At 70.5% G+C, this 25,350-nt stretch carries 22 protein-coding genes and 2 pseudogenes; 9 read left to right on the top strand and 15 right to left on the bottom strand.

Going from position 1 to position 25,350, the window contains the following annotated elements:
- Window positions 1-77: 77 nt before the first annotated feature.
- Complete coding sequence (locus ACGFR7_RS04850; RefSeq protein WP_393312998.1) at window positions 78-1,355, bottom strand: thymidine phosphorylase; 1,278 nt, start codon at window positions 1,353-1,355, stop codon at window positions 78-80.
- Between the two features lie 470 nt (window positions 1,356-1,825).
- Between ACGFR7_RS04850 and ACGFR7_RS04845 the strand changes: the two genes are divergently transcribed.
- From ACGFR7_RS04845 to ACGFR7_RS04835, 3 genes are all read left to right on the top strand, one after another.
- Complete coding sequence (locus tag ACGFR7_RS04845; protein ID WP_393312995.1) at window positions 1,826-2,038, top strand: tryptorubin family RiPP precursor; 213 nt, start codon at window positions 1,826-1,828, stop codon at window positions 2,036-2,038.
- A gap of 77 nt (window positions 2,039-2,115) precedes the next feature.
- Window positions 2,116-3,162 (top strand): cytochrome P450, encoded by a 1,047-nt coding sequence (locus ACGFR7_RS04840; protein WP_393312992.1) that lies wholly within the window; start codon window positions 2,116-2,118, stop codon window positions 3,160-3,162.
- Window positions 3,163-3,299: 137 nt separating this feature from the next.
- Entirely contained in the window at window positions 3,300-3,734 is a 435-nt protein-coding gene (locus ACGFR7_RS04835) for a hypothetical protein (RefSeq protein WP_393312988.1), read from the top strand.
- Window positions 3,735-3,789: 55 nt separating this feature from the next.
- Here the strand turns inward: ACGFR7_RS04835 and ACGFR7_RS04830 are convergent, their stop codons facing one another.
- Window positions 3,790-4,341, bottom strand: coding sequence for a TetR/AcrR family transcriptional regulator (locus ACGFR7_RS04830; RefSeq protein WP_393312985.1), 552 nt, complete (start codon window positions 4,339-4,341; stop codon window positions 3,790-3,792).
- 258 nt (window positions 4,342-4,599) lie between these two features.
- Here ACGFR7_RS04830 and ACGFR7_RS04825 point away from each other — a divergent pair, with 258 nt between their 5' ends.
- The gene (locus tag ACGFR7_RS04825) at window positions 4,600-5,781 is read left to right on the top strand and encodes a 4-hydroxybenzoate 3-monooxygenase (protein ID WP_393312982.1); all 1,182 of its coding nucleotides are present in this window, start codon (window positions 4,600-4,602) and stop codon (window positions 5,779-5,781) included.
- A 326-nt stretch (window positions 5,782-6,107) separates the two neighbouring features.
- Here ACGFR7_RS04825 and ACGFR7_RS04820 read toward each other — a convergent pair whose 3' ends face one another.
- The 8 genes and pseudogenes from ACGFR7_RS04820 to ACGFR7_RS04785 form a co-directional block, all read right to left on the bottom strand.
- Entirely contained in the window at window positions 6,108-6,527 is a 420-nt protein-coding gene (locus tag ACGFR7_RS04820; RefSeq protein WP_393312979.1) for a cytidine deaminase, read from the bottom strand.
- Window positions 6,524-7,804, bottom strand: a complete 1,281-nt coding sequence (locus ACGFR7_RS04815) for an ABC transporter permease (protein WP_393312976.1) — start codon at window positions 7,802-7,804, stop codon at window positions 6,524-6,526. The genes ACGFR7_RS04820 and ACGFR7_RS04815 overlap by 4 nt, the downstream gene beginning before the upstream one ends.
- The gene (locus ACGFR7_RS04810; protein ID WP_393312973.1) at window positions 7,801-8,967 is read right to left on the bottom strand and encodes an ABC transporter permease; all 1,167 of its coding nucleotides are present in this window, start codon (window positions 8,965-8,967) and stop codon (window positions 7,801-7,803) included. The genes ACGFR7_RS04815 and ACGFR7_RS04810 overlap by 4 nt, the downstream gene beginning before the upstream one ends.
- On the bottom strand, window positions 8,964-10,655 hold the full coding sequence (locus ACGFR7_RS04805; protein ID WP_393314168.1) for an ABC transporter ATP-binding protein: 1,692 nt from the start codon (window positions 10,653-10,655) through the stop codon (window positions 8,964-8,966). Before ACGFR7_RS04805 ends, ACGFR7_RS04810 begins: the two co-directional genes overlap by 4 nt.
- Window positions 10,656-10,815: 160 nt before the next feature.
- Entirely contained in the window at window positions 10,816-11,847 is a 1,032-nt protein-coding gene (locus ACGFR7_RS04800) for a BMP family protein (RefSeq protein WP_393312970.1), read from the bottom strand.
- A 197-nt stretch (window positions 11,848-12,044) separates the two neighbouring features.
- Window positions 12,045-12,674 carry a hypothetical protein gene (locus tag ACGFR7_RS04795; protein ID WP_393314165.1) on the bottom strand — a complete coding sequence of 210 codons (630 nt, stop codon included), beginning with the start codon at window positions 12,672-12,674 and terminating at the stop codon, window positions 12,045-12,047.
- A gap of 26 nt (window positions 12,675-12,700) precedes the next feature.
- A complete protein-coding gene (locus ACGFR7_RS04790; RefSeq protein ID WP_393312967.1) occupies window positions 12,701-13,402 on the bottom strand; it encodes a class I SAM-dependent methyltransferase in 702 nt (233 codons plus the stop codon).
- A pseudogene (locus ACGFR7_RS04785) lies at window positions 13,402-13,902 on the bottom strand (aminoglycoside phosphotransferase family protein); the annotation flags it as partial. The gene ACGFR7_RS04790 and the pseudogene ACGFR7_RS04785, both read right to left, overlap by 1 nt.
- On the opposite strand from ACGFR7_RS04785, the pseudogene ACGFR7_RS04780 reads away from it, so the two are divergent.
- A pseudogene (locus ACGFR7_RS04780) lies at window positions 13,903-14,775 on the top strand (tetratricopeptide repeat protein); the annotation flags it as partial. It lies immediately after the preceding pseudogene.
- Between the two features lies 1 nt (window position 14,776).
- Window positions 14,777-15,319, top strand: a complete 543-nt coding sequence (locus tag ACGFR7_RS04775; protein ID WP_393312964.1) for an NUDIX domain-containing protein — start codon at window positions 14,777-14,779, stop codon at window positions 15,317-15,319.
- Window positions 15,320-15,340: 21 nt separating this feature from the next.
- Here the strand turns inward: ACGFR7_RS04775 and ACGFR7_RS04770 are convergent, their stop codons facing one another.
- The 5 genes from ACGFR7_RS04770 to ACGFR7_RS04750 all read right to left on the bottom strand — a co-directional run bounded on the left by ACGFR7_RS04770 (window position 15,341) and on the right by ACGFR7_RS04750 (window position 21,650).
- The gene (locus ACGFR7_RS04770; protein ID WP_393312961.1) at window positions 15,341-16,612 is read right to left on the bottom strand and encodes an amidohydrolase; all 1,272 of its coding nucleotides are present in this window, start codon (window positions 16,610-16,612) and stop codon (window positions 15,341-15,343) included.
- 149 nt (window positions 16,613-16,761) lie between these two features.
- Entirely contained in the window at window positions 16,762-17,973 is a 1,212-nt protein-coding gene (locus ACGFR7_RS04765; protein ID WP_393312958.1) for a hypothetical protein, read from the bottom strand.
- Between the two features lie 30 nt (window positions 17,974-18,003).
- Entirely contained in the window at window positions 18,004-18,933 is a 930-nt protein-coding gene (locus tag ACGFR7_RS04760) for an N-acetylneuraminate synthase family protein (RefSeq protein ID WP_393312955.1), read from the bottom strand.
- A 102-nt stretch (window positions 18,934-19,035) separates the two neighbouring features.
- Window positions 19,036-20,259, bottom strand: a complete 1,224-nt coding sequence (locus ACGFR7_RS04755) for a cytidylyltransferase domain-containing protein (protein ID WP_393312952.1) — start codon at window positions 20,257-20,259, stop codon at window positions 19,036-19,038.
- 56 nt (window positions 20,260-20,315) lie between these two features.
- Entirely contained in the window at window positions 20,316-21,650 is a 1,335-nt protein-coding gene (locus tag ACGFR7_RS04750; RefSeq protein WP_393312949.1) for a DUF6716 putative glycosyltransferase, read from the bottom strand.
- A 187-nt stretch (window positions 21,651-21,837) separates the two neighbouring features.
- Here ACGFR7_RS04750 and ACGFR7_RS04745 point away from each other — a divergent pair, with 187 nt between their 5' ends.
- The 3 genes from ACGFR7_RS04745 to ACGFR7_RS04735 are packed head-to-tail and all read left to right on the top strand — an operon-like array spanning window position 21,838 to window position 25,348.
- Entirely contained in the window at window positions 21,838-22,815 is a 978-nt protein-coding gene (locus ACGFR7_RS04745; RefSeq protein ID WP_393312947.1) for a glycosyltransferase family 2 protein, read from the top strand.
- Window positions 22,815-24,170: a polysialyltransferase family glycosyltransferase gene (locus ACGFR7_RS04740; RefSeq protein ID WP_393312944.1), complete on the top strand. Its 1,356-nt coding sequence runs from the start codon at window positions 22,815-22,817 to the stop codon at window positions 24,168-24,170. The genes ACGFR7_RS04745 and ACGFR7_RS04740 overlap by 1 nt, the downstream gene beginning before the upstream one ends.
- Window positions 24,167-25,348 carry an acyltransferase family protein gene (locus tag ACGFR7_RS04735; protein ID WP_393312941.1) on the top strand — a complete coding sequence of 394 codons (1,182 nt, stop codon included), beginning with the start codon at window positions 24,167-24,169 and terminating at the stop codon, window positions 25,346-25,348. The genes ACGFR7_RS04740 and ACGFR7_RS04735 overlap by 4 nt, the downstream gene beginning before the upstream one ends.
- Window positions 25,349-25,350: the final 2 nt, after the last annotated feature.

The following is a 25,350-nucleotide window of genomic DNA, read 5'->3' as shown; positions in this document are numbered from 1 at the left end:
GGCATACCGTGCACGAGGGCCCGGCGGAGTGACGGGGCGCCCGGCGCCGCAGGACTCACCGGGGCGCCCCGGCCGCCTCAGGCGATACGTTCCCGCACCACCGGAGTGGCGGCGAAGGCCGCGTCCTCGGGGCCGACGAGCACACCGCCGTCCAGGGCCTCCAGGGCGTAGGGGAACTTCTCCGGGGTGTCGGTGTGCAGGGTCAGCAGGGGCTGGCCGGCGGTGATCGTGTCGCCCGGCTTGGCGTGCAGTTCGATGCCCGCACCTGCCTGGACCGGGTCCTCCTTGCGGGCGCGGCCGGCGCCCAGGCGCCAGGCGGCGAGGCCGACGGCGTAGGCATCGAGGGTGGTGAGGGTGCCGGAGGAGGCGGCGGTGACGACATGCTGTTCGCGGGCCACGGGGAGGGCCGCGTCGGGGTCGCCGCCCTGGGCGCTGATCATGCGGCGCCAGTGGTCCATGGCGGAGCCGTCGGCGAGCGCCTTGGCCGGGTCGGCGTCCTTGAGCCCGGCCGCGTCGAGCATTTCGCGGGCGAGCGCGAGGGTCAGCTCGACGACGTCCTGGGGGCCGCCGCCGGCCAGTACCTCGACGGACTCGCGGACTTCGAGGGCGTTGCCGGCGGTCAGGCCGAGCGGGGTGGCCATGTCGGTGAGCAGGGCGACCGTCTTCACCCCGTGATCGGTACCCAACTCGACCATCGTGGAAGCCAGTTCGCGGGCGTTGTCGAGGTCCTTCATGAAGGCGCCTGAGCCGACCTTGACGTCCAGGACGAGGGAACCGGTGCCCTCGGCGATCTTCTTGGACATGATGGAGGAGGCGATCAGGGGGATGGACTCGACGGTGCCGGTGACATCGCGGAGCGCGTAGAGCTTCTTGTCGGCAGGGGCCAGACCGTCGCCGGCGGCACAGATGACGGAGCCGACGTCACGCAGGACGTCCAGCATCTCGGCGTTGGAGAGCGCCGCGCGCCAGCCGGGGATCGCTTCGAGCTTGTCGAGGGTGCCGCCGGTGTGGCCGAGGCCCCGGCCGGAGAGCTGCGGGACGACCGCTCCGCAGGCGGCGACGAGCGGGGCGAGCGGCAGCGTGATCTTGTCGCCGACACCGCCGGTGGAGTGCTTGTCGGCGGTGGGGCGGGGCAGTGAGGAGAAGTCCATGCGCTCGCCGGAGGCGATCATCGCGGCCGTCCAGCGGGCGATCTCCGTGCGGTTCATCCCGTTGAGGAAGATGGCCATCGCCAGGGACGACATCTGCTCGTGGGCGACCTCGCCGCGGGTGTAGGCGTCGATGACCCAGTCGATCTGATCGGGGGTCAGCTCACCACGGTCGCGCTTGGCGCGGATGACGGAGATGACGTCCATGGAGGGTTCCTTTCAAACGGTTAGGTCCGTTCTACACGCATAGACACCGGGGTGGCCAGGGTCGGCCGGCGGCCACCCCTGGAAAGGGGGCGCGGCACGTGAAGCCGGGCGCAGAGCGAGAACCTCACAGCCCTTCAGCACCCGTCCGGAGAGCGTGGCCGGGCAGGGCCGGGTTCCCGCCGCGGCCGATGGCCCCAGCATCACAAAGCGCCTGAATGACTGACACGACGGCACCATGCCCGCCTCGGCCTCGCCGTACCGGTCGACACGGAGAGCGGGTGCCTGACGCCTTCGACGGGGTCCCTGCGGGGCTCGCCCATGCCGCGCATACATGACTAAACCAGCCCATTCAACACGACCTCTCCCCCTCCGACGCCCGCATTGAGCACTGATGGACAAATTGAGGGTGATTTGCCGAGATCCAAATACATGCACGCCCGAAACGTGAATAGGTCAATTCATGGAGTGATATGAGTCACTTGACACATTCGCCCGATAGGTCTTCACTTTCCATGGCAGCTGAAATGAATTCCGGGAATTACATCCGGTCTCCATGCCTTCTGCCGTCGAATAAGTTCTCGTTCACCACGCAGATGGAGGTGCTCATGAAACTCGTTCGCATCGTCAAGAAGTTCCGCCCGGAAAAGAGCCTCAAGGCATACGCCTGGTACGACTGGATTTAATGAGGTAGTTTCCCTGCCGAGCTCGCGCCGGCCAGGAATTCTGGCCGGCGCGAGCTACCTACCCACGGAGTCCCCCCATGCCAATGCACCGCGTCAGCGGGAGCGGTCGGGTCATCCAGTTCGCGCCGAGAATCGACGAACTGTTAAGTCGCTATCGTGGTGCGTCACTTTTCCGTCTGGAGCCCGACACGATCGGTATATCCGGCGCCGATCTGATGGACAGCTTGCTCCGCAGCAGGCCGGCCAACGCGGAGGAGAGACCCACCTTCAAGCCCGTCCAGGGGCGGCCCGTCGCCCGTACCGATGCGTCCACCTTTATGCAAGCCGTGGGCTCGGACGTGCGAAACGCGCTGCAACGCCCCCTCGAAGACGCGGTCGACCTGACCGGCCGGTGGCCGCATGTGGCGCATGTTTACCTGCGGAATCTCGTTTTCGGAAACGAACGACTGCGATTCCGGGTTCTGGTCGACCGCCGGCTGGAGTTGACACCGAAACTGACCTGGTCGGCCGTCGCCTCAGGAGCCGCTTTGTTGGGCAGACCCGGGCAGGGCGTGCCGTTGTCAAAACTTGCCGCTCTCGTCCTCGATTCCAAGACCTACGGTGACCGGCGCTATGCCATGTATCTGTACCGGCGGGTGGCAGCGCCGGTGTGCTTCACCGTATCCGCGCTGGTCACCAACGCCCTGTGGCTCGGGGCTCCGTTCAGCGATGACATATCGAATCGGAACATCATCCTCGAGGCACTCCGGCTGCTTCCCCCTTCATGGAACATATTGCGAGTGGCTTCTCCGGAATTCTCGGACGTGGACGCACGGATCGGCCCGAAAGACGATGTCCTGCTGCTTCCGCTGCTGAGCCACCGCGACCCCAAGCTCTGGGACGAGCCCGACGCGTTTCATCCCGACCGCTGGGACGAACTGGACGGAGACGCCCACCCCGGATACCTCCCCTTCGGCCACGTGAACGAACGCTGCTGGGGCCGGCATATGGTCCTGCCCCTGGCCGAACGGCTCCTGGACCTCGTGCGCAGGGACGGCCTGGTGGTGAGTCCGGACCAGACCAGGGGGAAGGTCGAACTCGACGGATTGCTCGAAGTGTCCGAAGTGCAGATGACTCGACCGTGACGGTCCTGGAACCTGGCGCCTATCCGCGGTGTGTCCGCACAGGTACTGCGCGGCGGAGCGGTTCGCGCCAGGCCAGGCGAGCTCGGTGATCGCGAAGGGACCTGCGCGTCAGTGTCCGTCGGTGCATCGCTACGTGGTTGACGCTCTCATCCGTTGAGCCCCCGGGTGGTGGCCAGCGCGCAGTCAGCCCCCTGACCGGGGTCGCGGCGACGGCGGAGACCGAGCGGGAATACATCCGTGAGTCCACGCCCGAAGGGCTCGACACGGCGGCCCGCAAGGGCAAGCACGGCGGCCGGCCGCCCGTCATCACCGACGACATGCTCCACACCGTGCTCCGGCGCCGCGCGGGCGGCGAGTCCGTCGAGGGGATCCAGCCCGACCTGATCATCCCCACCGGCAAGCGCAAGGGACACAGCCCCTCGGTGGCCAGCATCTACCGGGCGCTCGCCGAGCACGCCAACCGCGAGGCGTACCCCGAAGCCGTCGAGGCCGCGCACGCCGGCTTCGCCAAACTCAACACCAACGGGGTCCCCGGACCGCGCGGCACGCCCATCGAACGAACACCCCTCTGACCGCAGGGCGCTCCTTGTCACTGCGCCATGGCTTCAACAGGGCAGAGCCGCACACTCAGCGTGGTACGCCGAAGCCGTCGAGGACGATGCCCACGGCACGGTCGAGGGCCTCGCCTTGACTGAGGTCCGTGGCGTAGGCGAGGGCTCGCAGGAGGAGGGAGACGTCCTCGCCCGTGACCTCGGGGCGCGCGGCACCTGCGGCCTGGGCGCGGTGGAGTGCGTCGTCCAGGGCTGCACGGAATGCGTCGGCCGCCTCGGTGACCGGCCGTGACAGGCCTTGGCCGTCGTCGTGCGGGGGCAGCAGATCGAGCAGGGTCATCTTCACCGGCCCGGCCGCCGCGAGGGTCCTCATCAAGGAGGCGAAGGCTTTGCCGGGGTCCTGGCTGTCGGTGAGCTTCAGCGCCTCGGCGGTCAGTTTCTCCAGGTAGCGGCACGCCGTGGCCTCGACGAGGTCCTGCTTGGTGGCGAAATTCCGGAAGACGGTGGCGATGCTGACCCCCGCCCGCTGCGCGACCTCGTCGGTGGACGCGGCGGCCCCCTTCTCGGCGAACACATGCTCGGCGGCCAGCAGGACCTTCTCCCTGTTGGCGGCTCCATCGCGGCGCATAACCCGACCCCTTTGCAAACGTAGTGGGCACTACGTATGATGCGTAGTGAGTACTTCGCTTAAGAGTATGGGATCCCTCCCCGGGGTACCAAAGGCCGGGGAGGTCCAGCGTCCGGCGGTCACCGTGTACAGCACGGGCCCATGAGCACACCCCTCCCAGGTGAAGGCGCCCACCCGTCGCACCGCAGGCCCCCAGGGCGCCGGTGCGACGCAACGGCCCTCCCGAAGGCCGGTAAAGGGCACGAAGGAGCTTCAACCATGTCCGTAACGGACGAGAACACCACTGTCGTCATCGTGGGCTCGGGTGTTGCCGGGCTCGCTCTCGGCAACTTCCTCCTGCGCAGCGGGATCGACTGCGTGGTGCTGGAGCGGCAGAGCCGCGAGTACGTCGAGCAGCGTCAGCGGGCGGGCGTCATCGACCCCAGGGCCGCGCGCATGTTCCGCGGGTGGGGCCTGGAGGACCGGGTCCTCGACGGCGCACCCTTCGCGCCGGTGCTGCACTTCAGCCTCGACGGCGAGGCGCGGCCCTTCAGGTACGTGACCGACGACCACGTCGACGGACGTTTCTGTCCCCAGCAGGTCCTCGTGCGCAACCTCATCGACGTCTTCGTCAGCGACGGCGGCGACCTTCGCTTCGAAGCCGAAGACGTGGAACTGCAGGACATTACCGGCCCCCGGCCGCGCGTGCGCTACCGCGACAGCACGGGTGTGACGCGGACCATCACCTGCGACTTCATCGCCGGCTGCGACGGGGACCACGGCGTCAGCCGGGCGAGCATCCCGGACCACGTCCTCACCCGCCACGCCCACGAGTACGGGTACGCCTGGCTGACCGTGCTGGCCGACGCCCCCGCCAACCACCAGTCCATGATGGCGATCCACGACCGGGGATTCGCCGGCCAGTTCGCCCGTGGCCCGCAGGCCAGCCGCTTCTACCTCCAGTGCCCGCTGGACACTGCCGTCGAGGAGTGGACGGACGACCGGATCTGGGAGGAGATCGAGGCACGCTTCGGCGAACCGGTCACCATGAAGGGCCCCGTCACCAGCAAGACACTGGTGCCGCTGCGCAGCGTGGTCCACGACCCGATGAGCTATGGCCGCCTGTATCTACTCGGAGACGCCGCGCACATCGTGCCGCCCATGAGCGCCAAGGGCATGAACCTGGCCCTGCACGACGCCGACGTGTTCGCCACGGCCGTCCTGAAGCAGGTCAAGGAGCAGGACACGGGCCCGCTGGCGGCGTACTCAGCCACCTGCCTGAAGCACGTGTGGAACTACCAGGCGTACGCCGCATGGTTCACCGACCTCATGCACGACGCGGGAGACGTCTCCTACCACGGTGAGTTCCGACGCCGCCTCGCGCGCGCCGAGTTCGAACGCCTCTACGACTCCGAGACCGCCAACCGGCTCTTCGGCGAGTTCCTCACGGGCCTGAACTGAGCCCCACCCGCTGACCGAGTAAGCGGAGGCAGCAGATCCTCGCAGCCGAGGCCTGCAGCTTCTCCCACCAGCACTGCGCGGGCATCGGCGCCGCCGGCTCCCTGCGCCGGGCCGCCGGCCTTCTCCACCTGCACCACAGCAGTGTCGCCCGGCGGCTCGACAGATCGGAAAGACCCTGGGCGTCGACCTCACCGAGCCCACCGGACTGTTGCGGGCCAGGATCGCCCTCACGGCGTGGCGGCTGCTCGACGACTGAGCGTGGCGGTCGCTCGACGACCGATCGTGGCGGCTGCCCGACGACCGGTCGTGGGCGCACCGGGGACTCGTCAGCCCGCCAGATGCCCTGGCCCGAACGCGTCCGGCAGCAGCTCCGACAGGGGGCGGATGCCGGCCGCCGTGTCGACCAGGAGGTCGGGGCCGCCGTGTTCCCACAGGAGTTGGCGGCAGCGGCCGCACGGGACGAGGAGGGCACCGGTGCCGTCGACGCAGGTGAAGGCGGTCAGCCGGGGTGCGGGGCCGGCGCTGTCGGGGCGGCCCGCGAACAGCTCCGAGACCAGGCCGCATTCGGCGCACAGGGCGAGGCCGTAGGAGGCGTTCTCGACGTTGCAGGCGGCGATCGTGCGGCCGTCGTCGACGAGGGCGGCCGCGCCGACGGGATAGCGGGAGTACGGGGCGTAGGCCCGGGACATGGCGTCCCGGGCCTGCGCGCGCAGTGCGGTCCAGTCGACCGGCACCGGTGGTGTCATGTGCCTTGTCCTCGGCGGTAGGGCCTGCCGTTCGCCTTCGGTGGCCGCAGTCGCTGGGCGGAGAGGGCGAGGACGAGCAGGGTGGCGATGTACGGGCTCGCCTCGACCAGTTCGAGCGGAACGGTGTCGGCCAGGAAGTACCAGCCTATGAGGACGGCCGCGGCCACCGCCGACAGCGCGGCCTGGGTGCGCTTGGCGGCGCGCAGCTTGAGCAGCGCGATCACCGCGAGCAGGGCTGCCAGGCCCAGCAGCAGGGCGTGGACGGTGGGGCCGCCGCTGCGCAGCTGCATGGCGTCCATGAAGCCGAACAGGCCTGCGCCCATCGCGACGCCGCCGGGACGCCAGTTGCCGAAGATCATCGTGGCGAGACCGATGTAGCCGCGGCCACCGGTCTGACCGTCCTGGTAGAAGTGCACCCCGATGGAGAGGAAGGCACCGCCGAGGCCCGCCAGCGCGCCGGAGACCAGCACCGCCGCGTACTTGTACGAGTAGACGTTGACGCCCAGGGACTCGGCCGAGACCGGGGCCTCGCCGCAGGAGCGCAGCCGCAGGCCGAAGGACGAGCGCCACAGCACGAAGAAGGTGCCGATGAACAGCGCGATCGTCAGCAGCGTCAGCCACGAGACGTTGGTGACCGCCGCGCCGAGGATGCCGGCAAGGTCGGAGACCAGGAACCAGTGGTGTGCTTCCAGCGAGTTCAGCGCGTCCGACAGGCCGGGGACGGTGAAGCTCGGCATGTCGGGCATCGGCGGGGACTGCTTGTCGTTGCCGCCGGCGAGCATGGCCGCGCTGCCCTCCTGGCCGAACCAGAGGGTGGCCAGGTACTGGGTGGCGCCGAGCGCCAGGATGTTGACCGCGACACCGGAGACGATGTGGTCGACGCCGAAGGTGACCGTGGCGACGGCGTGGATGAGGCCGCCGAGCGCGCCGCCGACGATGCCGGCCAGCGCCGCGGCCCAGGGGCCGTGCTCCCAGCCGACCCAGCCGGCCGCGAACGAGCCGAGCATCATCATGCCTTCGAGGCCGATGTTGACCACGCCGGCCCGCTCGGACCACAGGCCGCCCAGGCCCGCCAGGCCGATCGGCACGGCGGCGCTCAGCGCGGCGCCGAACTGGCCGGTGGAGGTGAGGTCCGCGGTGCCGGTGACGGCCCGCAGGACGGAGACCGCGACCAGCGCGCCGGCGATGATCAGCAGGATCCAGGGGTAGGTCAGCTTGCGCCGCCCGCTCTTCTGGGGGACCGCGAGCTTCGTCGCGGTCTTGAGGTCCGTACTCACGCCGACACCTCCGGCTTGTTGTCCGACTTGTCGGCGGTGGACAGGGCGGCCAGCTCCTCGCCGACCTTGCGCTGTTGCAGGCGCAGCCCGTAGCGGCGCACGATCTCGTAGGCGATGACGACGCAGAGCACGATGACGCCCTGGATGACGCCGACGATCTCCTGCGCGTAGCCCTCGAACTCCAGGCGGGAGCCGGTGCGGTCGAGGAACGCCCACAGTAGGGCACCGAAGGCCATCCCGACCGGGTGGTTGCGGCCGAGCAGGGCGATGGCGATACCGGTGAAGCCGATGCCGGCCGGGAAGTCCGTGCCGTACTGGAAGGACTCGCCGAGCAGGGTGGGCATGCCGACCAGACCGGCCGCGGCACCCGACAGCAGCATGCTGCTGACGACCATCCGCTTGACACTGACACCGCTGGCCTCGGCGGCCGACTCGGAGGCGCCCACGGCGCGCAGGTCGAAGCCGAAGCGGGTGCGGTTGATCCCGAACCAGTACAGCGCGCCGGCCAGCACCGCGATCACCACGAAGCCGTAGACCGGCTTGGGGTGGGTCGGGAAGGAGAAGAAGTGGCTGGATTCCGGGAGGAACTTGGTGTGCAGGAGGTTGCCGTCCTTGATGGCGAGGCGGCCGTCCTGCAGGAAGTAGCCGATGATCGAGGCGGCGATGGCGTTCAGCATGATCGTGGTGATCACTTCGCTGACGCCGCGGGTGGTCTTCAGCAGACCGGCGATGCCCGACCAGATGGCGCCCACCAGCATCGCGATGACGATGAGCAGGATGATCTGGATCGCGCCGGGCAGCGCGATGGCCCCGCCCACCGCGGCGGCCGCGAAGGCCGCCAGGCGGTACTGGCCGTCGACGCCGATGTTGAAGAGGTTCATCCGGAAGCCGATGGCCACCGCCAGCGCCGAAAGGTAGTACGGCACCGCCTTGTTGATGATCCAGACCTGGCTGTCGCTGTAGTGGCCGTAGTCGGCCATGATCCCGTAGGCCCGGAAGGGGTTCTCGCCGGACGCGAGGAAGACCAGGGACGAGATCACTATCGCGGCGACGATGGCCAGGACGGGCGCGGCGATCGCGAGGATCACCTTGTCGCGGGTGGCGCTCTTGGCGATGGCGTCCGCGGCGGGGCTCTTGGCAGGGTGCGTGGTGGAGGTGCTCACTTCTGCTCACCGTCCTGCTCGCCGGCGCCGTTCGGCGCACCGTCGTGCGACGCAGTGTCTTGCGACGCGCGGTCTTCCGTGGCGCGGTCTTCCGTCGCGCCGTCCTCCGACGCGCCGTCCTCCGACGCGGTGAGGTGGCCGCTGGCGGCACCGGTCATGGCGGAGCCCAACTCCTCCGGGGTGATGACGGCGGGGTCCGCGTCCGCGACCAGCCGGCCCCGGTACATCACCCGCAGGGTGTCGGAGAGCCCGATCAGCTCGTCCAGGTCGGCAGAGATCAGCAGCACCGCCAGGCCCTCGCGCCGCGCCTCGCGGATCTGTTCCCAGATCTGCGCCTGCGCGCCGACGTCGACCCCGCGGGTGGGGTGGGCGGCGATCAGGAGCTTGGGCCGGTGGCTCATCTCGCGGCCGACGATCAGCTTCTGCTGGTTGCCGCCGGAGAGCGAGGACGCGGTGACCTCGATGCCGGGGGTGCGCACGTCGTACTCGGCGACGATGCGCGCGGTGTCCTTGCGGGCGCCGGCCAGGTCGAGCAGCTTGCCCTTGCTGTTGGGCCGCTCGGTGACGTGGCCCAGGATGCGGTTCTCCCACAGCGGGGCTTCCAGCAGCAGGCCGTGGCGGTGGCGGTCCTCGGGGATGTAGCCGACGCCGCCCTCACGCCGGGCGCGGGTGGAGGACCCGGAGAGGTCCGCGCCGTCGAGGGTGACGGTGCCGTGGTCGGGGCTGCGGGTCCCCATGACGGCCTCGACGAGCTCGGCCTGGCCGTTGCCCTCGACACCGGCGACGCCCAGCACCTCGCCCTTGTGGATGGTGAAGGAGATGCCGTCCAGAACGGTGCGGACCACCCCGTCGGAGTCGGTCGCGGAGAGGTGGAGATCGCGTACGCGCAGCATCTCCTCGTCCGTGACGGTCGACTCGCGGGTCTCCGGCGACGGCAGTTCGCTGCCGACCATCAGCTCGGCGAGCTGCTTGGGCGTGGTCGCGGACGGCTCGACCGACGCCACGGTCGTCCCGCGGCGTATGACGGTGATGTCGTCGGCGACCGACAGCACCTCGCCCAGCTTGTGCGAGATGAAGATGACGGTCAGGCCCTCGGACTTGAGCTCGCGCAGGTTGTCGAAGAGCGCGTCGACCTCCTGCGGGACCAGGACGGCGGTCGGCTCGTCGAGGATGAGGGTGCGGGCGCCGCGGTAGAGGACCTTGAGGATCTCCACCCGCTGGCGGTCGGCGACACCCAGGTCCTCGACCAGCACGTCCGGCCGGATGTGGAGCCCGTAGGCGTCGGAGAGCTCCGCGATCTTCGCGCGGGCGCCGGCGCCGATGCCGTGCAGCTTCTCCGCGCCGAGGACGGTGTTCTCCAGGACGGTGAGGTTGTCGGCCAGCATGAAGTGCTGGTGGACCATGCCGATGCCGCGGGCGATGGCGTCGCCCGGGGTGTGCAGGGTGACCTGCTCGCCGTCCAGCTCGATGGTGCCCTCGTCCGGCTTCTGCATGCCGTAGAGGATCTTCATCAGGGTGGACTTGCCGGCACCGTTCTCGCCGCAGAGGGCGTGGACGGTGCCGCGGCGCACGGTGAGGTGGATGTCGTGGTTGGCCACGACGCCGGGGAACCTTTTGGTGATTCCGCGGAGTTCTACAGCGGGGGCGTCCGGGACGGCCCGGCCACTGCTCGTGGATGCTGCGTTGATGGCGCACTCCCCTCGGGGATGACGGTGCGGAAAGGACGAAGAACAAGAAGGCGGGACCGGAAGGTCACCGGGGGACGCGGGGACCTTCCCCGGGGCCGGCGCTGCGGCGCCCTGGGGTGGATCGTCGTCCCTGGCTACGACGCCTGGCTGCGGCGTCCGACTACGGCGTCTCCTTGACCTTCACCTTGCCCTCGATGATCTTCTTCCGGGCCGCGTCGATCTGCGGCTGGATGTCCTTGATGAAGCCGCCCGAGGTGGCGAGCGAGACGCCCTGGTGCTTGAGGTCGTAGGCGTGAATGCCGGTCAGCGGCTTGTGGTCCTCGTAGCTCTTGATCAGGTCGAACACCGCCACGTCGACGTTCTTCACGACCGAGGTCAGGATGTGGCTCTTGTACTTCGCCAGACCGGGCTGCTGGTACTGGTCGGAGTCCACACCGATCGCCCAGACGCCCTTGTGCTTGCTGATCTCCTCGATCGAGCCGGCGCCCGACTGTCCGGCCGCCGTGTAGATCACGTCGATCCCGCTGTCGGTCATGCCCGCGGCCTTGGCCTTGGCGGCGGCCGGGTCGTTGAAACCCTTGTCGTTGTTCGGGTAGAGGTACTGCGAGACGACCTTGGCCTTCGGGTCGGTGTCGCGTACGCCCTGCTCGAAGCCGGCCTGGAACTTCTGGATCAGCGCGTTGTTCACGCCACCGATGAAGCCCACCTTGTGGGTCTTGCTCTTCAGCGCCGCGGCGACACCGGCCAGGTAGGAGCCCTCGTGCTCGGCGAAGACCATGGCATCGACGTTCTTGCCCTGCGGCACGGCGTCCACGACACCGAAGCTGGTGTCGGGGAAGTCCTTGGCGACGTTCTGCACGGACTGGCTGTAGGCGAAGCCGACGCCGATGACCGGGTTGTAACCGGCCTCGGCGAAGGACGACAGCCGCTGCTCGCGGTCCGCCTCGGTCTCGCCGTTCTTGGCGGTGAGCATCTTGACCTTGACGCCCAGCTTCTTGCGGGCGTTCTCGGTACCGCGGGCGGCCGCCTCGTTGAACGAGTGGTCGTCCCGGCCGCCGATGTCGAAGGCCAGTCCGACGCCCGCGTGCTTGGCGCGATTGGCCTCGGCGAAGCTCTGTCCGCACGCGGTGGCGGTGAACGCGAGACAGGTGGTGGCGGTCGCCGCGGCGGCAATCCTGATGACCCGACGCACGGGGCCTTCCCTTCGCTCTAAGCGCCCCCTTTGGCGCTGGCTTGTCGGAGATTAACGCGCGTAGACCTGGCGCAAAACCCTCCACTGCGCGGACGTTATCGATTCGAGGCGTAGGGCCCCTCGGCGAAACATGCCGGCCGATATGCGAAGCCCGTCCCGGCTCGCGGCCGGAACGGGGTGATATGCACGCTTTTCGGTCATTGACCGTTATATGAGGTCGATCTTGAGCGCTGCGCCAAACCATGCGCACCGGCAGGCTTCCCCACGCCCTGCGGACGCGCCCCCACCGACTCACCGGAAGGCAAGCCCGAGGCCCACTCCAGCGTCCGCGCTACGTGTTCCGGCAACAGCCCGACGTGGGGATCAGGCTGAATCAGAAGGGTCGGCAGACCGGCCGCGGTCCGCCGCGCGGCCCACTCGTGATCGAGGTGGGTGAAGTCGTCGTCGATCCACGCGACGGGAGTCGCCTTTGCCCAGACCGCCACACGGTCCCGTTTCCACAAGTAGCCGTGGGGGTGGCTGGTGGTGATCCGGGGGCGTGGCAGGTCGACGTACGGGAAGGCCGGGATCCCGAGCAGCGGACCGATCATGGTGGCCGCGTCCTGGCGCCAGCTGGTGCACCACACCGGGATGACCAGGTCGCGGCGGGCCACCTGCATGAGGAGAGGTCCGTGAGTGGGGTCGAGCCAAATGGTGACGGGGTCATCGGGGGTGCGGCCCGTCGGGACGACGTCGTGGCGGACATGGGTCGGCGGGGTGCCTCCATCCTTCGCAGGGAAGGGGATGAGGACTCCGTCGATGTCCAATAAGAAGTAGGGGGTGTGCATCGATTCCTCCGTGGAAGGCGGCAGGATCATGCGGCTTTGACCCTGCGGGCGGTGATCAGCAGAGCGGTCGGCCGGTGGCCGGGGTGGGCGTCACGCAGTTCCTGGCTGGAGGTGATTTCCAGGCCCGCACGAGCCAGGTGAAGACCCCAACGCTCGGCGTCGAACTCCCAGCGAGCGATGGGGAGTCGGGTGCGATCGGGCAGGGTGACGAAGTCCTGGCGGGGGCGGTCGTCCGCCGAGGGGCGGTGGCCAGCGCGGCACGGATGGGGGACGGAAAACGCCAGGGTGCCGCGGGGGGCCAACCGGCCGGCGAGTGCAGGGAGCAGGAGCTCGGGGGCGACGAGGCCGATGGCACCGAAGACCGAGTAGATCGCGTTGTACTTCTCGGCGGTGGCCTGGAGATGGTGAAGGGCATGGCCGGCAACGAACCTGGCGCCGGCCAGCCGACCGTAATGGCAACGTGCCCGGCGGATCTGCAGCCCTACGAGGTCGACGCCCGTGACGGTTGCACCGCGGTGGACCGCCACATGAGCGACGTTGTGGCCGGGGCCGCAGCCGAGTTCCAGTACGTGGCGACCCCGCAGGTCAGCTCCGAGCAGGTCGGCATCGGGACCTTCGCCGGGGCGGGTGCCCCACTCCATGCGGGCCGGCACGGCCAGGGCTCCGGCCGGTTCGGCCGAGGTGCGCTGAAGGGCGTGGAGGTGCCAGGGCGAAGCTTGGGCGAGCATCAGACCTCCAGGAGCCGGAGAACGTCGGCGAGGTGGCGGCGTACGACCTTGATGTAGCCGGGGTCGGTGGCGGGGTCATCGACCCAGCGGATCGCCTGCGCCATGAACCATTCGACGGCCCACATGCGATGCCAGCCCAGCGCCCATGCCTCCGCCGCGAGGCCGCCTCGCGCGTCGAGTGCGTCCGCGACTCCGCCCTCGACGACGTACTGCTCCAGGTAAACGCGCAGACGTACCGGGTCGGGGGCGTCGAGGGTGCCGTGCCAGCTGGCGAGGTCGAGCAGACCTGGCCCGGTGAAGGCACGGGCGAAGTCGAGCAACCGCCAGCCCTTGTGGCCGATGTGGAGGCTGGTGGGGTGGAACTCGGAGTGCACCCAACCGAACGGCTCCAGCATCGCCCCCTGAGCCCGGGAGCCTGCTGCCGCGGCGACTCGTCCGAGGGCCTGCCCGATGTCGTCCGTGTCCTGCCAGCGGTCGGCCTTACGGAGCTGATCGAGGTGGCCTCGTTCAGCGCGGCCGACGAGCGCCTGGGCGGTGGCCACGGCCTGACCACCGTCACCGCATACCTCGCGGACACCGCGGCCCCCATGCTGCGGGCACGTTTCCCGTCCGAGACCCTACGGCGGGCTGCCTTCGGCGCGGTCGCCGAACTCGCCTACCTCGCCGGCTGGAAGCACCACGACCTCGGCCATGAAGGTGCAGCCCAGCGCTACTACCACGTCGGTTACCAGCTCGCCTGTGAAGCGGACCCGCGCGGGCACGCCGCCTGGATGATGCGGGCCCTCGCTCATCAGGCCCTCAGCCTCAAGCAGCCCCACCACTGCGTCGATCTCGTCGAGAACGCGTTGTCACGAGGGCGCGGCCACGTGGACGGACGAACCGAAGCTCTGCTCCACATCACCCACGCCCGCGCGTACGCCGCCACCGGCGAGAACGCCTCGGCCGCCCGTGCCCTCCTCGCTGCCGAGGACGCCCTGATCCGCGAAGACGGCCCACAGCCCAGCTTCTCCCTCGTCAGCGGACCCGCCGCCGGCACCGTGGCCAGCCATACCGCCCGAACTCTGACCGACCTCGCCGACCACGTCGGCACCGAGCAGCAGCATCGCGACGCCCTCACCCGCTGGGACCCCGTGAAGTACAAGCGTGTTCACGCCCTGACCCACGCCGATCTCGGCGACAGCCTCGCCGCCCAGGCCCGTGCCGACGAAGCCATTGCTGCCTGGACCCGGGCGTTGCAGCTCATGACGGGCATGGCCTCGGACCGCACCCGCAAGGCAGTCTCCGCCATCAGACCCACCCTCGCGGTCTACCAGCGGCGCAAAGTCCCCGGCGCCGCCGAACTCGCCCGCCGCGTCAGCGAAACGCTCATCTAGCATGCCGACCAACCTGGCCGACGAAGGGACCCTCGTGGCTCAGCCCAAGACCGACCCCAGCCCCCGAGCACTCAAGCCCGCACTCGAATCGATGACGCTCCTGGTCGCGGCCGTCATCGTCCACGACAAGGCGTCGCATCGGGTCGTGCTCCTGCAGCGCAGCGAGCAGGCCAAGTTCGCCCAGGGGATGTGGGACCTCCCCGTCGGCAAGAGCGAACCCGGTGAGCCGATCACCGATACGGCCGTGCGCGAGCTGTACGAAGAGACCGGCCTCGTCGTGAAGCCCGAGGCCCTTCGCGTCGCTCACGTCATCCACGGAGCCTGGGGCGTCGAGGCCCCCAACGGCTTTCTCACCGTCGTCTTCGTCGCCGACGAGTGGAGCGGCGAGCCCGAAAACCGCGAGCCCGAGAAGCACGCCCGGGTGCAATGGGTCAGCACTGACGTCATCCCCGACGCATTTGTCGGCACCACCGCCAGTGCCTTTCACAGCTACCTCGCCGGCGGGCCGGAGGTCTCGCTGGACGGCTGGGCACAGCGCTCCTGAGACTCCTCGCGCGCTCCGGGCTCAGTCCGCCAGATCCCCGTCAAGAAGCGCGCAAGCCGTGAAGAGTTCGACGCCCACCTTGATCGCCTGTTCGTCGACGTCGAAGTCGCCGCGGTGCAGGTCGCGGCGGGTGGTGTCGGCGGGTGGGTGGACGCCGAGGCGGGCCATGGCGCCGGGGACGTGTTCGAGGTACCAGGAGAAGTCCTCGCCGCCGAGGGACTGCTCGGTGTCCTCGATGGCGCCCTCGCCGCGGCGGGCGGCCATCGCGGAGTGCAGGAGCTGGACGGTGACCGGCTCGTTGACCACCGGCGGGACCCCGCGGACGTAGGTGATCTGCGACTTCGCGCCGTGCAGGGTGGCGACCTCGTCGATCGCGGCATGGACCAGGTCCGGGGCCTGCCGCCAGGCTTCGAGGTCGAGGCAGCGGACGGTGCCGGAGAGCTCGGCGTGCTGCGGGATCACATTGCAGGCGTGGCCGGAGGCCAGACGGCCCCAGGTGACCGCGAGTCCGGCGCGGGCGTCGACCCGGCGGGAGAGCAGCGCGGGGACGTCGAGGGCGACCCGGGAGGCGGCGGTGACCATGTCGGTGGTCAGGTGCGGGCGGGCGGTGTGGCCGCCGGGGCCGTCGAGGCCGACCTCCAGGCGGTCGCAGGCGGAGGTGATCGCACCCACCCGCAGCCCGATCCGGCCGGCGTCGACGCGCGGGTCGCAGTGGACGGCGAGGATCCGGCCGACGCCCTCCAGTACGCCGGACTCGATCGCGTCGGGGGCGCCGCCGGGCAGTACCTCCTCGGCGGGCTGGAAGATCAGGCGGACCGGGCGCGGCAGGGCGCCGGCGCGGGCGAGTTCGGCGAGGACCAGGCCGGCGCCGAGGACGACGGTGGTGTGGACGTCGTGGCCGCAGGCGTGGGCGCGGCCGGGGACCGTCGAGGCGTAGTCGACGGTCTTGGTGTCCGGGATCGGCAGGGCGTCGATGTCCGCGCGCAGGGCCAGCAGGGGGCGGGCGGGGTCGGCGGCGAGCGCCCGTCCGCAGGACGTCGCGGCCGGTGTGCCGATGTCACAGATCAGGCCGGTGCCGGTGGCCAGTACGCGGGGCCGCAGACCGGCCCGCTCCAGCCGTTCCTTGAGCGCCGCGGTGGTCCGGAACTCCTGGTTGCCGAGCTCGGGGTGCATGTGCAAGTCGCGCCGGAAGAGGCCGAGTTCGGCGCGCAGCGCGTCGGGGAGCGCGCCGGGGAGCTGGTCCCCGGCGGGAGTACGGGCGGTGCCGGCATCGCGGGAGATCGAGTGGTTCACCCGTGCAACGGTACGGCCCGCACCGGGGCAACTGTCCCTCGATCAACAAAAGTTCAGCCCGTTAGGGGAAGAAAATCTAGGCCGCTCGGCGCATGGACGGTTTATGCGAAGGGTATGCAGTAGGGCTTCCCGCGCGGCGGCGCCGTCCCTCAGCCGGTGGCCACCCGCCGGGTGTACGGCAGTCGCTGCACGTCGCGGGCGGTGCCGGTGACCCCGTCGAGAAAGCCCTGGGCGCGCGGTGAGGCGTGGGCCGTCAGCCACTCCGGGTCGATGTCGCAGACCGCGACCTTGACCTCGGTGCCCAGCAGGGCGAGCGGCAGGGTGTGCACGACGGTGGAGGGGAAGCTGACGATCAGCCGTCCGATGGGTCCGCGCCGGGCGATCAGTTCCAGCGGCAGGTCGGGACGGACGATCTCCAACCCCGTTTCCGCCACCAGCCGGCGTAGCTTGTCGGCGCTCTCCTTGCGGTGGGCGAAGTAGCGGGTGGCGCCGTGCGTTCGGGCCAGGGCGGCGACGGCGGCCAGGTAGCGGCCGTCGTCGACGACCCCGGTCTCCACCAGCGAGGTGCCGACGATGTCGGCGGCGCGGGTGAGCCGGGGCGGGCCGAAGCGGCCGCGGGTCCAGGCGAACTCGTTGGTGGTGACCTCGACTCCCGGCGGCGCCTCGACGGGCATCGAGCTGAACAGGCCGACGGTGCGCCGGCCGCCCTCGGGCGCCGGGGTGAGCCGGCGCCTGGCGGTGGCCGAGAACGGCGCGAAGGCCAGGTCCCGCGCCCCGCGCCCGCTGCCGTTGCGGTGCCAGCGCACCAGCCGTTCGCCGCGGGCGAGTTGGGAGATGAACTCCATGGTGGCGGTGCCGTCGTCGACCACGACCAGATCGCGTGCCCTGGTGAGGGTGAGCAGCAGTTGGACGTAGCGGGAGAACGGGTCGCCGATGACGATACGGCGGGCGCGGCGCAGCAGCGGGGTGAGCCCTCCGATGGTGCGCATCGGCGCGGTCGGGCCGCCGCGGGCCTCTTCCCAGCGCACCGTATGGCCTTCGTCGCGGGCGAGTTCGGCCATCCGGCGCAGCTGTCCGCGGGTCATCGGGTCCTGCGGGGAGAGCACGACGACGGTGAGCGCGGTGGCCTGTGCCGTGTACGCCCATTCCAGGGTGTTCAGCAGCTGCACCGGGCTCTCGACGAAGGCGAGGGTGCCGGCGTCCCGGGCGGCGGCGTCCGGTCCGGCGCCGGTACGTGCGGGCCGGTGGCGCTGCCGGGGCACCCCCAGGAGACGACGGGCGGGAGAACCCGTCGTCTCCTGGGGCGGGACCTCGGCGCCAGGTGTGACGGACCCGGCGCGGGTCCCTTCAGGTGAGCTCACCATCGCTCCCGTCGGTTCGCCCGGTGGCCGTCAGACCGCCGCCGGCTCGGCGCCGGCCTCGGCCTCGGCCACCACGCCGGGGACGCGGCGCAGCTTCTTCATCGGGCCGAGCTCGCTCTCGTAGACCTTCTTGACGCCGTCGCCCAGGGACTCCTCGATGGTGCGGATGTCACGGACCAGGCGGGACAGGCCGCCGGGCTCGACGGAGGCGGCCTGGTCGGAGCCCCACATCGCGCGGTCGAGGGTGATGTGGCGCTCGACGAAGGTGGCGCCGAGGGCGACCGCGGCGAGGGTGGTCTGCAGACCGGTCTCGTGGCCGCTGTAGCCGATCGGGACGTTGGGGTACTCGTCCTGCAGAGTGTTGATCATGCGCAGGTTCAGCTCCTCGGCCTTGGCCGGGTAGGTGCTGGTGGCGTGGCAGAGCAGGATGTTCTCGCTGCCCAGGACCTCGACGGCGTGCCGGATCTGCTTGGGGGTGGACATGCCCGTCGAGAGGATGACGGTGCGGCCGGTGGCGCGCATGGCGCGCAGCAGGTCGTCGTCGGTGAGCGAGGCGGAGGCGACCTTGTAGCAGGGCACGTCGAACTTCTCCAGGAAGGCGACGGACTCGACGTCCCACGGGGAGGCGAACCAGGCGATGCCGCGCTTCTTGCAGTACTCGTCGATGGCGCGGTAGCCGTCCTCGTCGAACTCCACGCGGTGGCGGTAGTCGATGTAGGTCATCCGGCCCCAGGGGGTGTCGCGCTCGATGTCCCACTGGTCGCGCGGGGTGCAGATCTCCGGGGTCCGCTTCTGGAACTTGACGGCGTCGCAGCCGGCGTCGGCGGCGGCGTCGATCAGCGCGAAGGCGTTCTCCAGGTCGCCGTTGTGGTTGATGCCGATCTCGCCGGTGACGTAGACGGGGCGGCCGGGGCCGGCCTCGCGGGAGCCGAGGGTGCGGAGGCGGGAGTTGCTGCTCATGGGGAGGATTCCTTCGTGTTGATCAGGGGGTGTGCGGGTCGAACAGGGGTGAGCGGGTTGATCGGGGGGTGTGTGCAGGGGGTGTCAGGGGGTCTTGGTGGGTTACAGGGACGGGCCCAGCAGCCAGGCGGCGATCTCGCGGATCGCGCCGCTGCCTCCGGGCGTCGCGGTGACCGCGCGGGCCGCGCCGCGCACCACGTCGTGCGCCCCGGCGACCGCCACGGGCCAGCCGACGAGGTCGAAGCACGGCAGGTCGTTGACGTCGTTGCCGACGTAGAGCACGCGCTCGGGCGCGATGCCCGCTTCCTCGCACCACTGCTTGAGGGCGAGGTCCTTGCGGTCGATGCCGTGCAGGACGGGCACCTGCAGCTTGCGGGCCCGTGCGGCGACGACCGGGTTGGTCTCCGTGGACAGGATCAGCAGCTTCAGCTCGGCCTTGCGCAGGGCGGCGATGCCGAGGCCGTCGCCGCGGTGCACCGCGACGATCTCCCGTCCGTCGGCGTCGATCAGCACCCGGTCGTCGGTCTGGGTGCCGTCGAAGTCGAGGACGACGGCGTCGATGTCGTCGCGGGTCGGCAGGGACCCGGGACGGGGGGCGTCCAGCAGCGGGGCGAGGGCGCGGGCGCGGGCCAGGTCGTGCGGGTCGTCGATCTCCAGTACCCGGGCGGGGTCGGTGCGCACGAGCTCGGTGCGGCCGAAGAAGCGGTGGCCGCCGGCGCGGAAGCCGGCCGCTTCCATGGCGTAGGCGGCGCCGGTCTCCAGCAGGTCCTGGGGGCGGTCCTGGCGGCGCGGCCGGAAGGACTTGTCGTGGTTGACGCCGTGGCCGCCGTCGGTGGCCGTCGCGCCGCCCACCGCGGGTTCGGCGTCGCGCCAGACGAAGCCGTGGAACGGTGCCACGGTCAGCGCGCTGTCGGCGCCGCCCTCGACGACCGCGGCGGCCACCGAGTCGATGTCCTCGCGGACGATGAAGGGGCTGGTGCACTGGACCAGCAGCACCGTGTCGACCCGGGCGCCGTGCTCGGCCTCGTAGGCGTCCATGGCGTGCAGCACGGCGGCCTCGCTGGTGGCGGTGTCGCCCGCGATGTCGCCGGGGCGCTGCACGACGACCGCTCCGGCGCCGCGGGCCGCGGCCGCTATCCCGGCGTCGTCGGTGGAGACCACGACATCGGTGACCAGGCGGGCGGCGCGGCACTCGCGGACCGCGCGGGCGACCAGGGGCACTCCCCCGACGGCGGCGAGGTTCTTGGCGGGCACGCCCTTGGAACCGCCGCGGGCGGGGATGACGGCCACCACGTTCGGCGGGCTGCTTGGCGGGTTCGGCGGCATTTCGGGCTCCTTCCGGGGGCCGTGCGGGCTCCGGGGGCGGGCGGGCGGCGGGAGCGTCACAACTGCCCCCAGCGGCGGATGGCGGGGGCGACGCGCTGGACGCCGTGGCGGTAGGCGCCGCGGGCGGCCTCGCGGACCGTCTCGCGGGCGACCCGGCGCAGTCCGCCGGCCTCCTCGGGGGCGTCCGTGTAGCCGGCGACCGGCTCGCCGTGCGCGTCCAGGCCGTGCCGGGCGAGGATGCCGGGGAGGTAGCCGGGGGCGGTGCGCGGTGTGTAGTACGGGGCGATCGGCGGCAGCCGGTCGGCGGTGCGCAGCGCGGTGACCCGGGCGCGGGCGGCGTCGAAGGCCTGCTCGTAGTCCCCGTCGGCGGCGACGCCCTGCCGGGCGAGCCAGTCCGCGTCGGGCTCCGGGCGGTGCCCGGCGTCCAGCTCGTCCCAGGAGGCGAGGCAGCCGGAGCCGAGGAAGTGGTGGTTGCCCAGGACCTCGCGGATGCCGAGGTCGGTGAGGACGGCGGTGGGGATCCCGCGGTGCAGCGACTCCAGGGCGGCGGTCGAGCTGACCGTCACCATCAGGTCGGTGCGGTCCAGGACCTCGCCCATGTTGCCGTACACCAGGCGGCAGTTGGCGGGCAGTTTGCCGGGCGCCTTGGCGGCGAGCTTCTGGTAGGGCAGTTCCTCGATGTGGGTGGTGTGCTCGCCGGGCTTGCTGCGGAGCTTGATCAGCACCTCGCGGTCCGGGTGCTTGCGGGCGTGCTCCGCGGCCCGGCGCAGCAGGTAGGTCCGGTCCGCGCGGCTCTCCGGGACGGAGGGCTGGGCGGCGAACACGACGGTATAGGGGTGCTGCCCGCCGGTGTCGCCGTCGCGGCGGTAGCGGTCGCCGCCGAGGAACGGCAGGGCGCATTCGACGACGCCGCCGTCGTCCGCGCCGACACCGCGGTAGACCTCGCGGAACCGGTCCGCGTCGTGCCGGGAGTTGGCGAGGACGACATCCGCGCCGTGCCGCAGCAGCAGCCCGTCGGCAAGCTTCTCGTAGACCACACCGACATAGCCGGTGACGACGACGGGGCGGGTCTGCGCTCCTCGCCAGGCGCGGGCGAGGCCGTGCAGCATCGCCTGCACCGCACCGCCGACACAGGCCAGCACGACGACGTCGTAGCGCGTACGGTCGACGGACCGGACGAAGTCGACGCCCCTGATTTCGCGCAGCGCGTCCGCACGGGCACCGACCTCGTCGAGCTGTCGGACCGTGGGAGTGGCGCGGCCGCGGAGAAGGTAGCCGTCGAGCCGGATGTCCGATTGGATTCGGTACGCTGTCAAAGCGCCCCATTTCCATCGGGTATCCGAGTCGGCGAGTACGGCGACCCGCGGCGAAGAGTGGGTACGTGATGGCACGTCGAAGACGCTAGGAAGCCATTCCGTTTGGCGGGCCAACTGGGTCGCAACAAAGGGTTAACAGCGGGTCGACGAATGGCTAACCAGCCCGATTGCCGACCTGGTTAACCATCCCGCCATTCTTCGTTCACCTTGAGGCCCGCACCCGGTAAAGACGAATGCCGCCCGCGCACCTAACGTCACCCGGGTGGTTAAGCTCTCCGTCATCGTGCCGTTCTACAACGTGCAGACATACGCGCCCGACACCCTGAAAAGCCTGGCGGCCAACGCCCGCGAAGATTTTGAATTCCTGCTCGTCGACGACTGTTCCCGCGACGAGACCCCGGAGATTCTTGCGCGCGCCGAGCGCGAGCTGCCGGGCGCCAGAGTGCTGCGGCACGCACAGAACGGCGGCCTGGCCACCGCCCGGAACACCGGCCTGGACGAGGCCCGCGGCGAGTACGTCACCTTCCTGGACGGTGACGACTGGCTCGCGCCCGGCTACTACCCTCGCCTCCTCGCCACCATGGAGGAGTTGGGATGTGACTTCGTCCGTACCGACCACGTCCAGTGCACCGCCCGCGCCCGCAGCGTCCACCGTGTCCCGCACGGCCGGCGCGGGGTGGTGATGGACCCGCGCGAGGTGATCCTGCCCGCCGACCGCTCCACCTCCGTCGACTACGCCTTCGCCTGGGCCGGGATGTACCACCGCCGGCTGCTGGACGAGGGGGTACTGCATTTCCGGGACGGGCTGCGCACCGCGGAGGACCGCCCGTGGATCTGGCGGCTGCACCGCGAGGCGAAGTCCATGGCGGTGGTCGGGCTGCTCGGCGTTTTCTACCGGCGCGGAGTGGCGTCCTCACTCACCCAGATCGGGGATGTGCGGCAATTGGACTTCATTCGCGCCTTCGATCAGGTGATCGAGGAAACGGCGCAGGACCACGATGCGGATCTTCTGCTGCCGAAGGCGGTGCGCACCTATTGCGCGATCATTTCCCACCATCTCGGTTCGATCGAACGTTTCGAACCGCAGGTCGCCCGTAAATTGCGCGCCATGAGCGCCGCGGCCATGAAACGCATGCCGCAGGACGTATTGAAGGAAGCACTGGATTCGATGGATGTGCAGCGCGCGTCCCGGCTGCGGCGACTGCGCCGTCGCCCTGTCCCGGCGGAGGTCGCCGCCTGATGTCCACCCGACCGCGTACCCAGATCTTCCTGGCCTCCACGCTCTACGGTGCGGCGACGCTCGCCGCCGCGCTGGACGCCGACTGCTTCGCCCCGGCCGACCGCCGTCTGCTGTTGCTCTGCAACAACGCCACGACCCCGGAGACCAGCGCGTCGCTGGACACCATGCCCGGTTTCGAGCGGCTGCGCGGCCGCTTCGGCCGGGTGCTGTCGTGGAACGAGACGATCAGCCCGTTCCACCCCGGCGGCTGGTCGCCGCGCGCGGACGACGTCCCGCTGTGGGAGCGGCATCTGCGGCTGCTGTGGGGCCTGGGCGACGACCACATCGAGCTGATCGTGGAGTCCATCCAGGTCAACCCGGCACAGGCGATCGCCCAGCTGTTCCCGGACGCGCCGATCGATGTCTACGCCGACGGCCTGATGAGCTACGGGCCCACCCGCAACAAGCTCGACCCGCTGATCGGCACCCGGATCAACCGGCTGCTGCACCTGGACCTGGTGCCGGGCCTGACACCGCTGCTGCTCACCGAGTTCGACGTCACGGCGCAGACCGTGCCGGCCGACGCCTTCACCAAGGTGCTGGCCGAACTCTGTGACGCCAGTGGCGAGGTGGCGGCCCCGGAGGGTGCCGCGCTGCTGCTCGGCCAGTACCTCTCCGCGCTGGGCATCCTCACTCCCGAGGAGGAAGAGGAGCTGCATGTGCGGATGGTGCGCGGCGCCGCCGAGCGCGGCCACCGCGAGATCGTCTTCAAGCCGCACCCGTCCGCGCCGGCCCGCTGGTCGCGACTGCTGGAGCGGGAGGCCGAGAAACTGGACATCGCGCTGACCGTGCTGGACACCCCGGTGCTGGCCGAAGTGCTCTACCAGCGGATGCGGCCCGCGCTGGTCGTCGGCTGCTTCTCCACCGCGCTGCTGACGGCCTCCGCGTTCTTCGGCCTGCCGACCGCGCGCACCGGCACCGGCCTGCTGCTGGAACGGCTCACCCCGTACCAGAACAGCAACCGTGTCCCGGTCACGATCGTGGACGCGCTGGTGCCCGACCTGGGCGACCGCAGCGAGCGCCCGCGCGCCTTCGCCACCGCCGAGAGCATCGAGGGCCTGGTCACCGCGGTCGGCTATGCGATGCAGCACCAGATCTATCCGCAGCTGCGGCCGGCCGCCGAGCGCTACCTCGCCGCGCACCTCGACCCGCTCACCTGGCGCTACTTCAAGCGCCGCCGGCTGACCGCGCTGGCGCTGCCCGGCGCGATCCCCTCCCAGCTGTCGTTCCTGCCGCGCAACGCCACCGTCCGCAAGGTCGCGCGCCGGGCGCGTGCGGTGCAGCGGCGGCTGAAGAAGCGGGCCGCGTTCGGATGAGCGCCCCCCAGCTGACGACCGGCGCGCCGTCGGGCGCGCCGGATCTCGTCACCACCGCCCCGCAGGCCCCCATACGGGGGCGCAGCGCGGAGGTTCCCCCGGCCCGTGCGGCCGGGAAAGGACCGTCGCGGCTGCGCGCCCTGGACGGGCTGCGGCTGCTCGCCGCGCTGATGGTCGCCGCGTACCACTTCGGGGGCCGCAACGGCGAGATAGCGCAGGCCTGGGGCGGTTCGCCCGCCCATCAGTTCCCCACCCTGGCCCCCCTGTTCGCCTACGGCTGTCTGGGCGTCCAGATCTTCTTCGTGATCAGCGGCTTCGTCATCTGCCTCAGCGGCTGGGGCCGGACGCTGCGCGCGTTCATCGCCTCCCGCGTCTCCCGCCTCTATCCGGCGTACTGGGCCGCGATCTTGCTGGTCACCGCGGTCTTCGCGCTCCCCTGGGTCGCCTACAAGGCACTGCCGCCCAGCGAGGTGCTGACCAATCTGACCATGCTGCAGCAGCCGTTGGGCGTGGACCGGGTGCTCGGGGTGTGCTGGACCCTCTGGGCGGAGATGCGCTTCTACGCCCTCTTCGCGCTGTGCGTCGTGCTGCCCGGTGCCACCCGCGGCCGGGTGGTGCTCTTCTGCGCGGGCTGGACCCTGGCGGCCGCGCTCGCCCAGGCCGCGCACGAGCCCTTCCTCGACACCGTCCTCATGCCCGAGTACGCCCCGTTCTTCATCGGCGGGATGGGCCTGTACCTGCTGCACCGCTATGGCGCGCGCGATCCGATCGCCTGGGCGATCGTGCTGGTCAGCTGGCTGATCGGCCAGCATTACGCGGTCGCCGGGCTGTGGCACGCGCCGTCGGCCACCGCGTTCTCCTACCGTTCGACGGCGGCCGTCATCGCCGTGGTCACCCTCGGGTTCGCCCTGGTCGCGGCGGTCGCGCTGGGCAAGCTGCGGTGGGCGAACTGGCGCTGGCTGACCGTGGCCGGCGCGCTGACCTACCCGTTCTATCTCGTGCACGAGCATCTGGGCTGGGTCGTGGTGCGGGCGCTGCACCACGGCATCGGGCTGCCCTCGTACGCGACGCTGCCGCTGACCGTCGCGCTGATGCTGCTGCTCGCGTGGGTGCTGCACCGCTTCGTCGAGCGTCCGCTGACGCCTGTTCTGAAGCGGTCGATCGCCCCGCGGCGCTGAGT

This window comes from Streptomyces sp. NPDC048516 (assembly GCF_043199875.1).
Lineage (GTDB): Bacteria > Actinomycetota > Actinomycetes > Streptomycetales > Streptomycetaceae > Streptomyces.
This window is presented reverse-complemented; position numbering and strand designations above follow the sequence as displayed.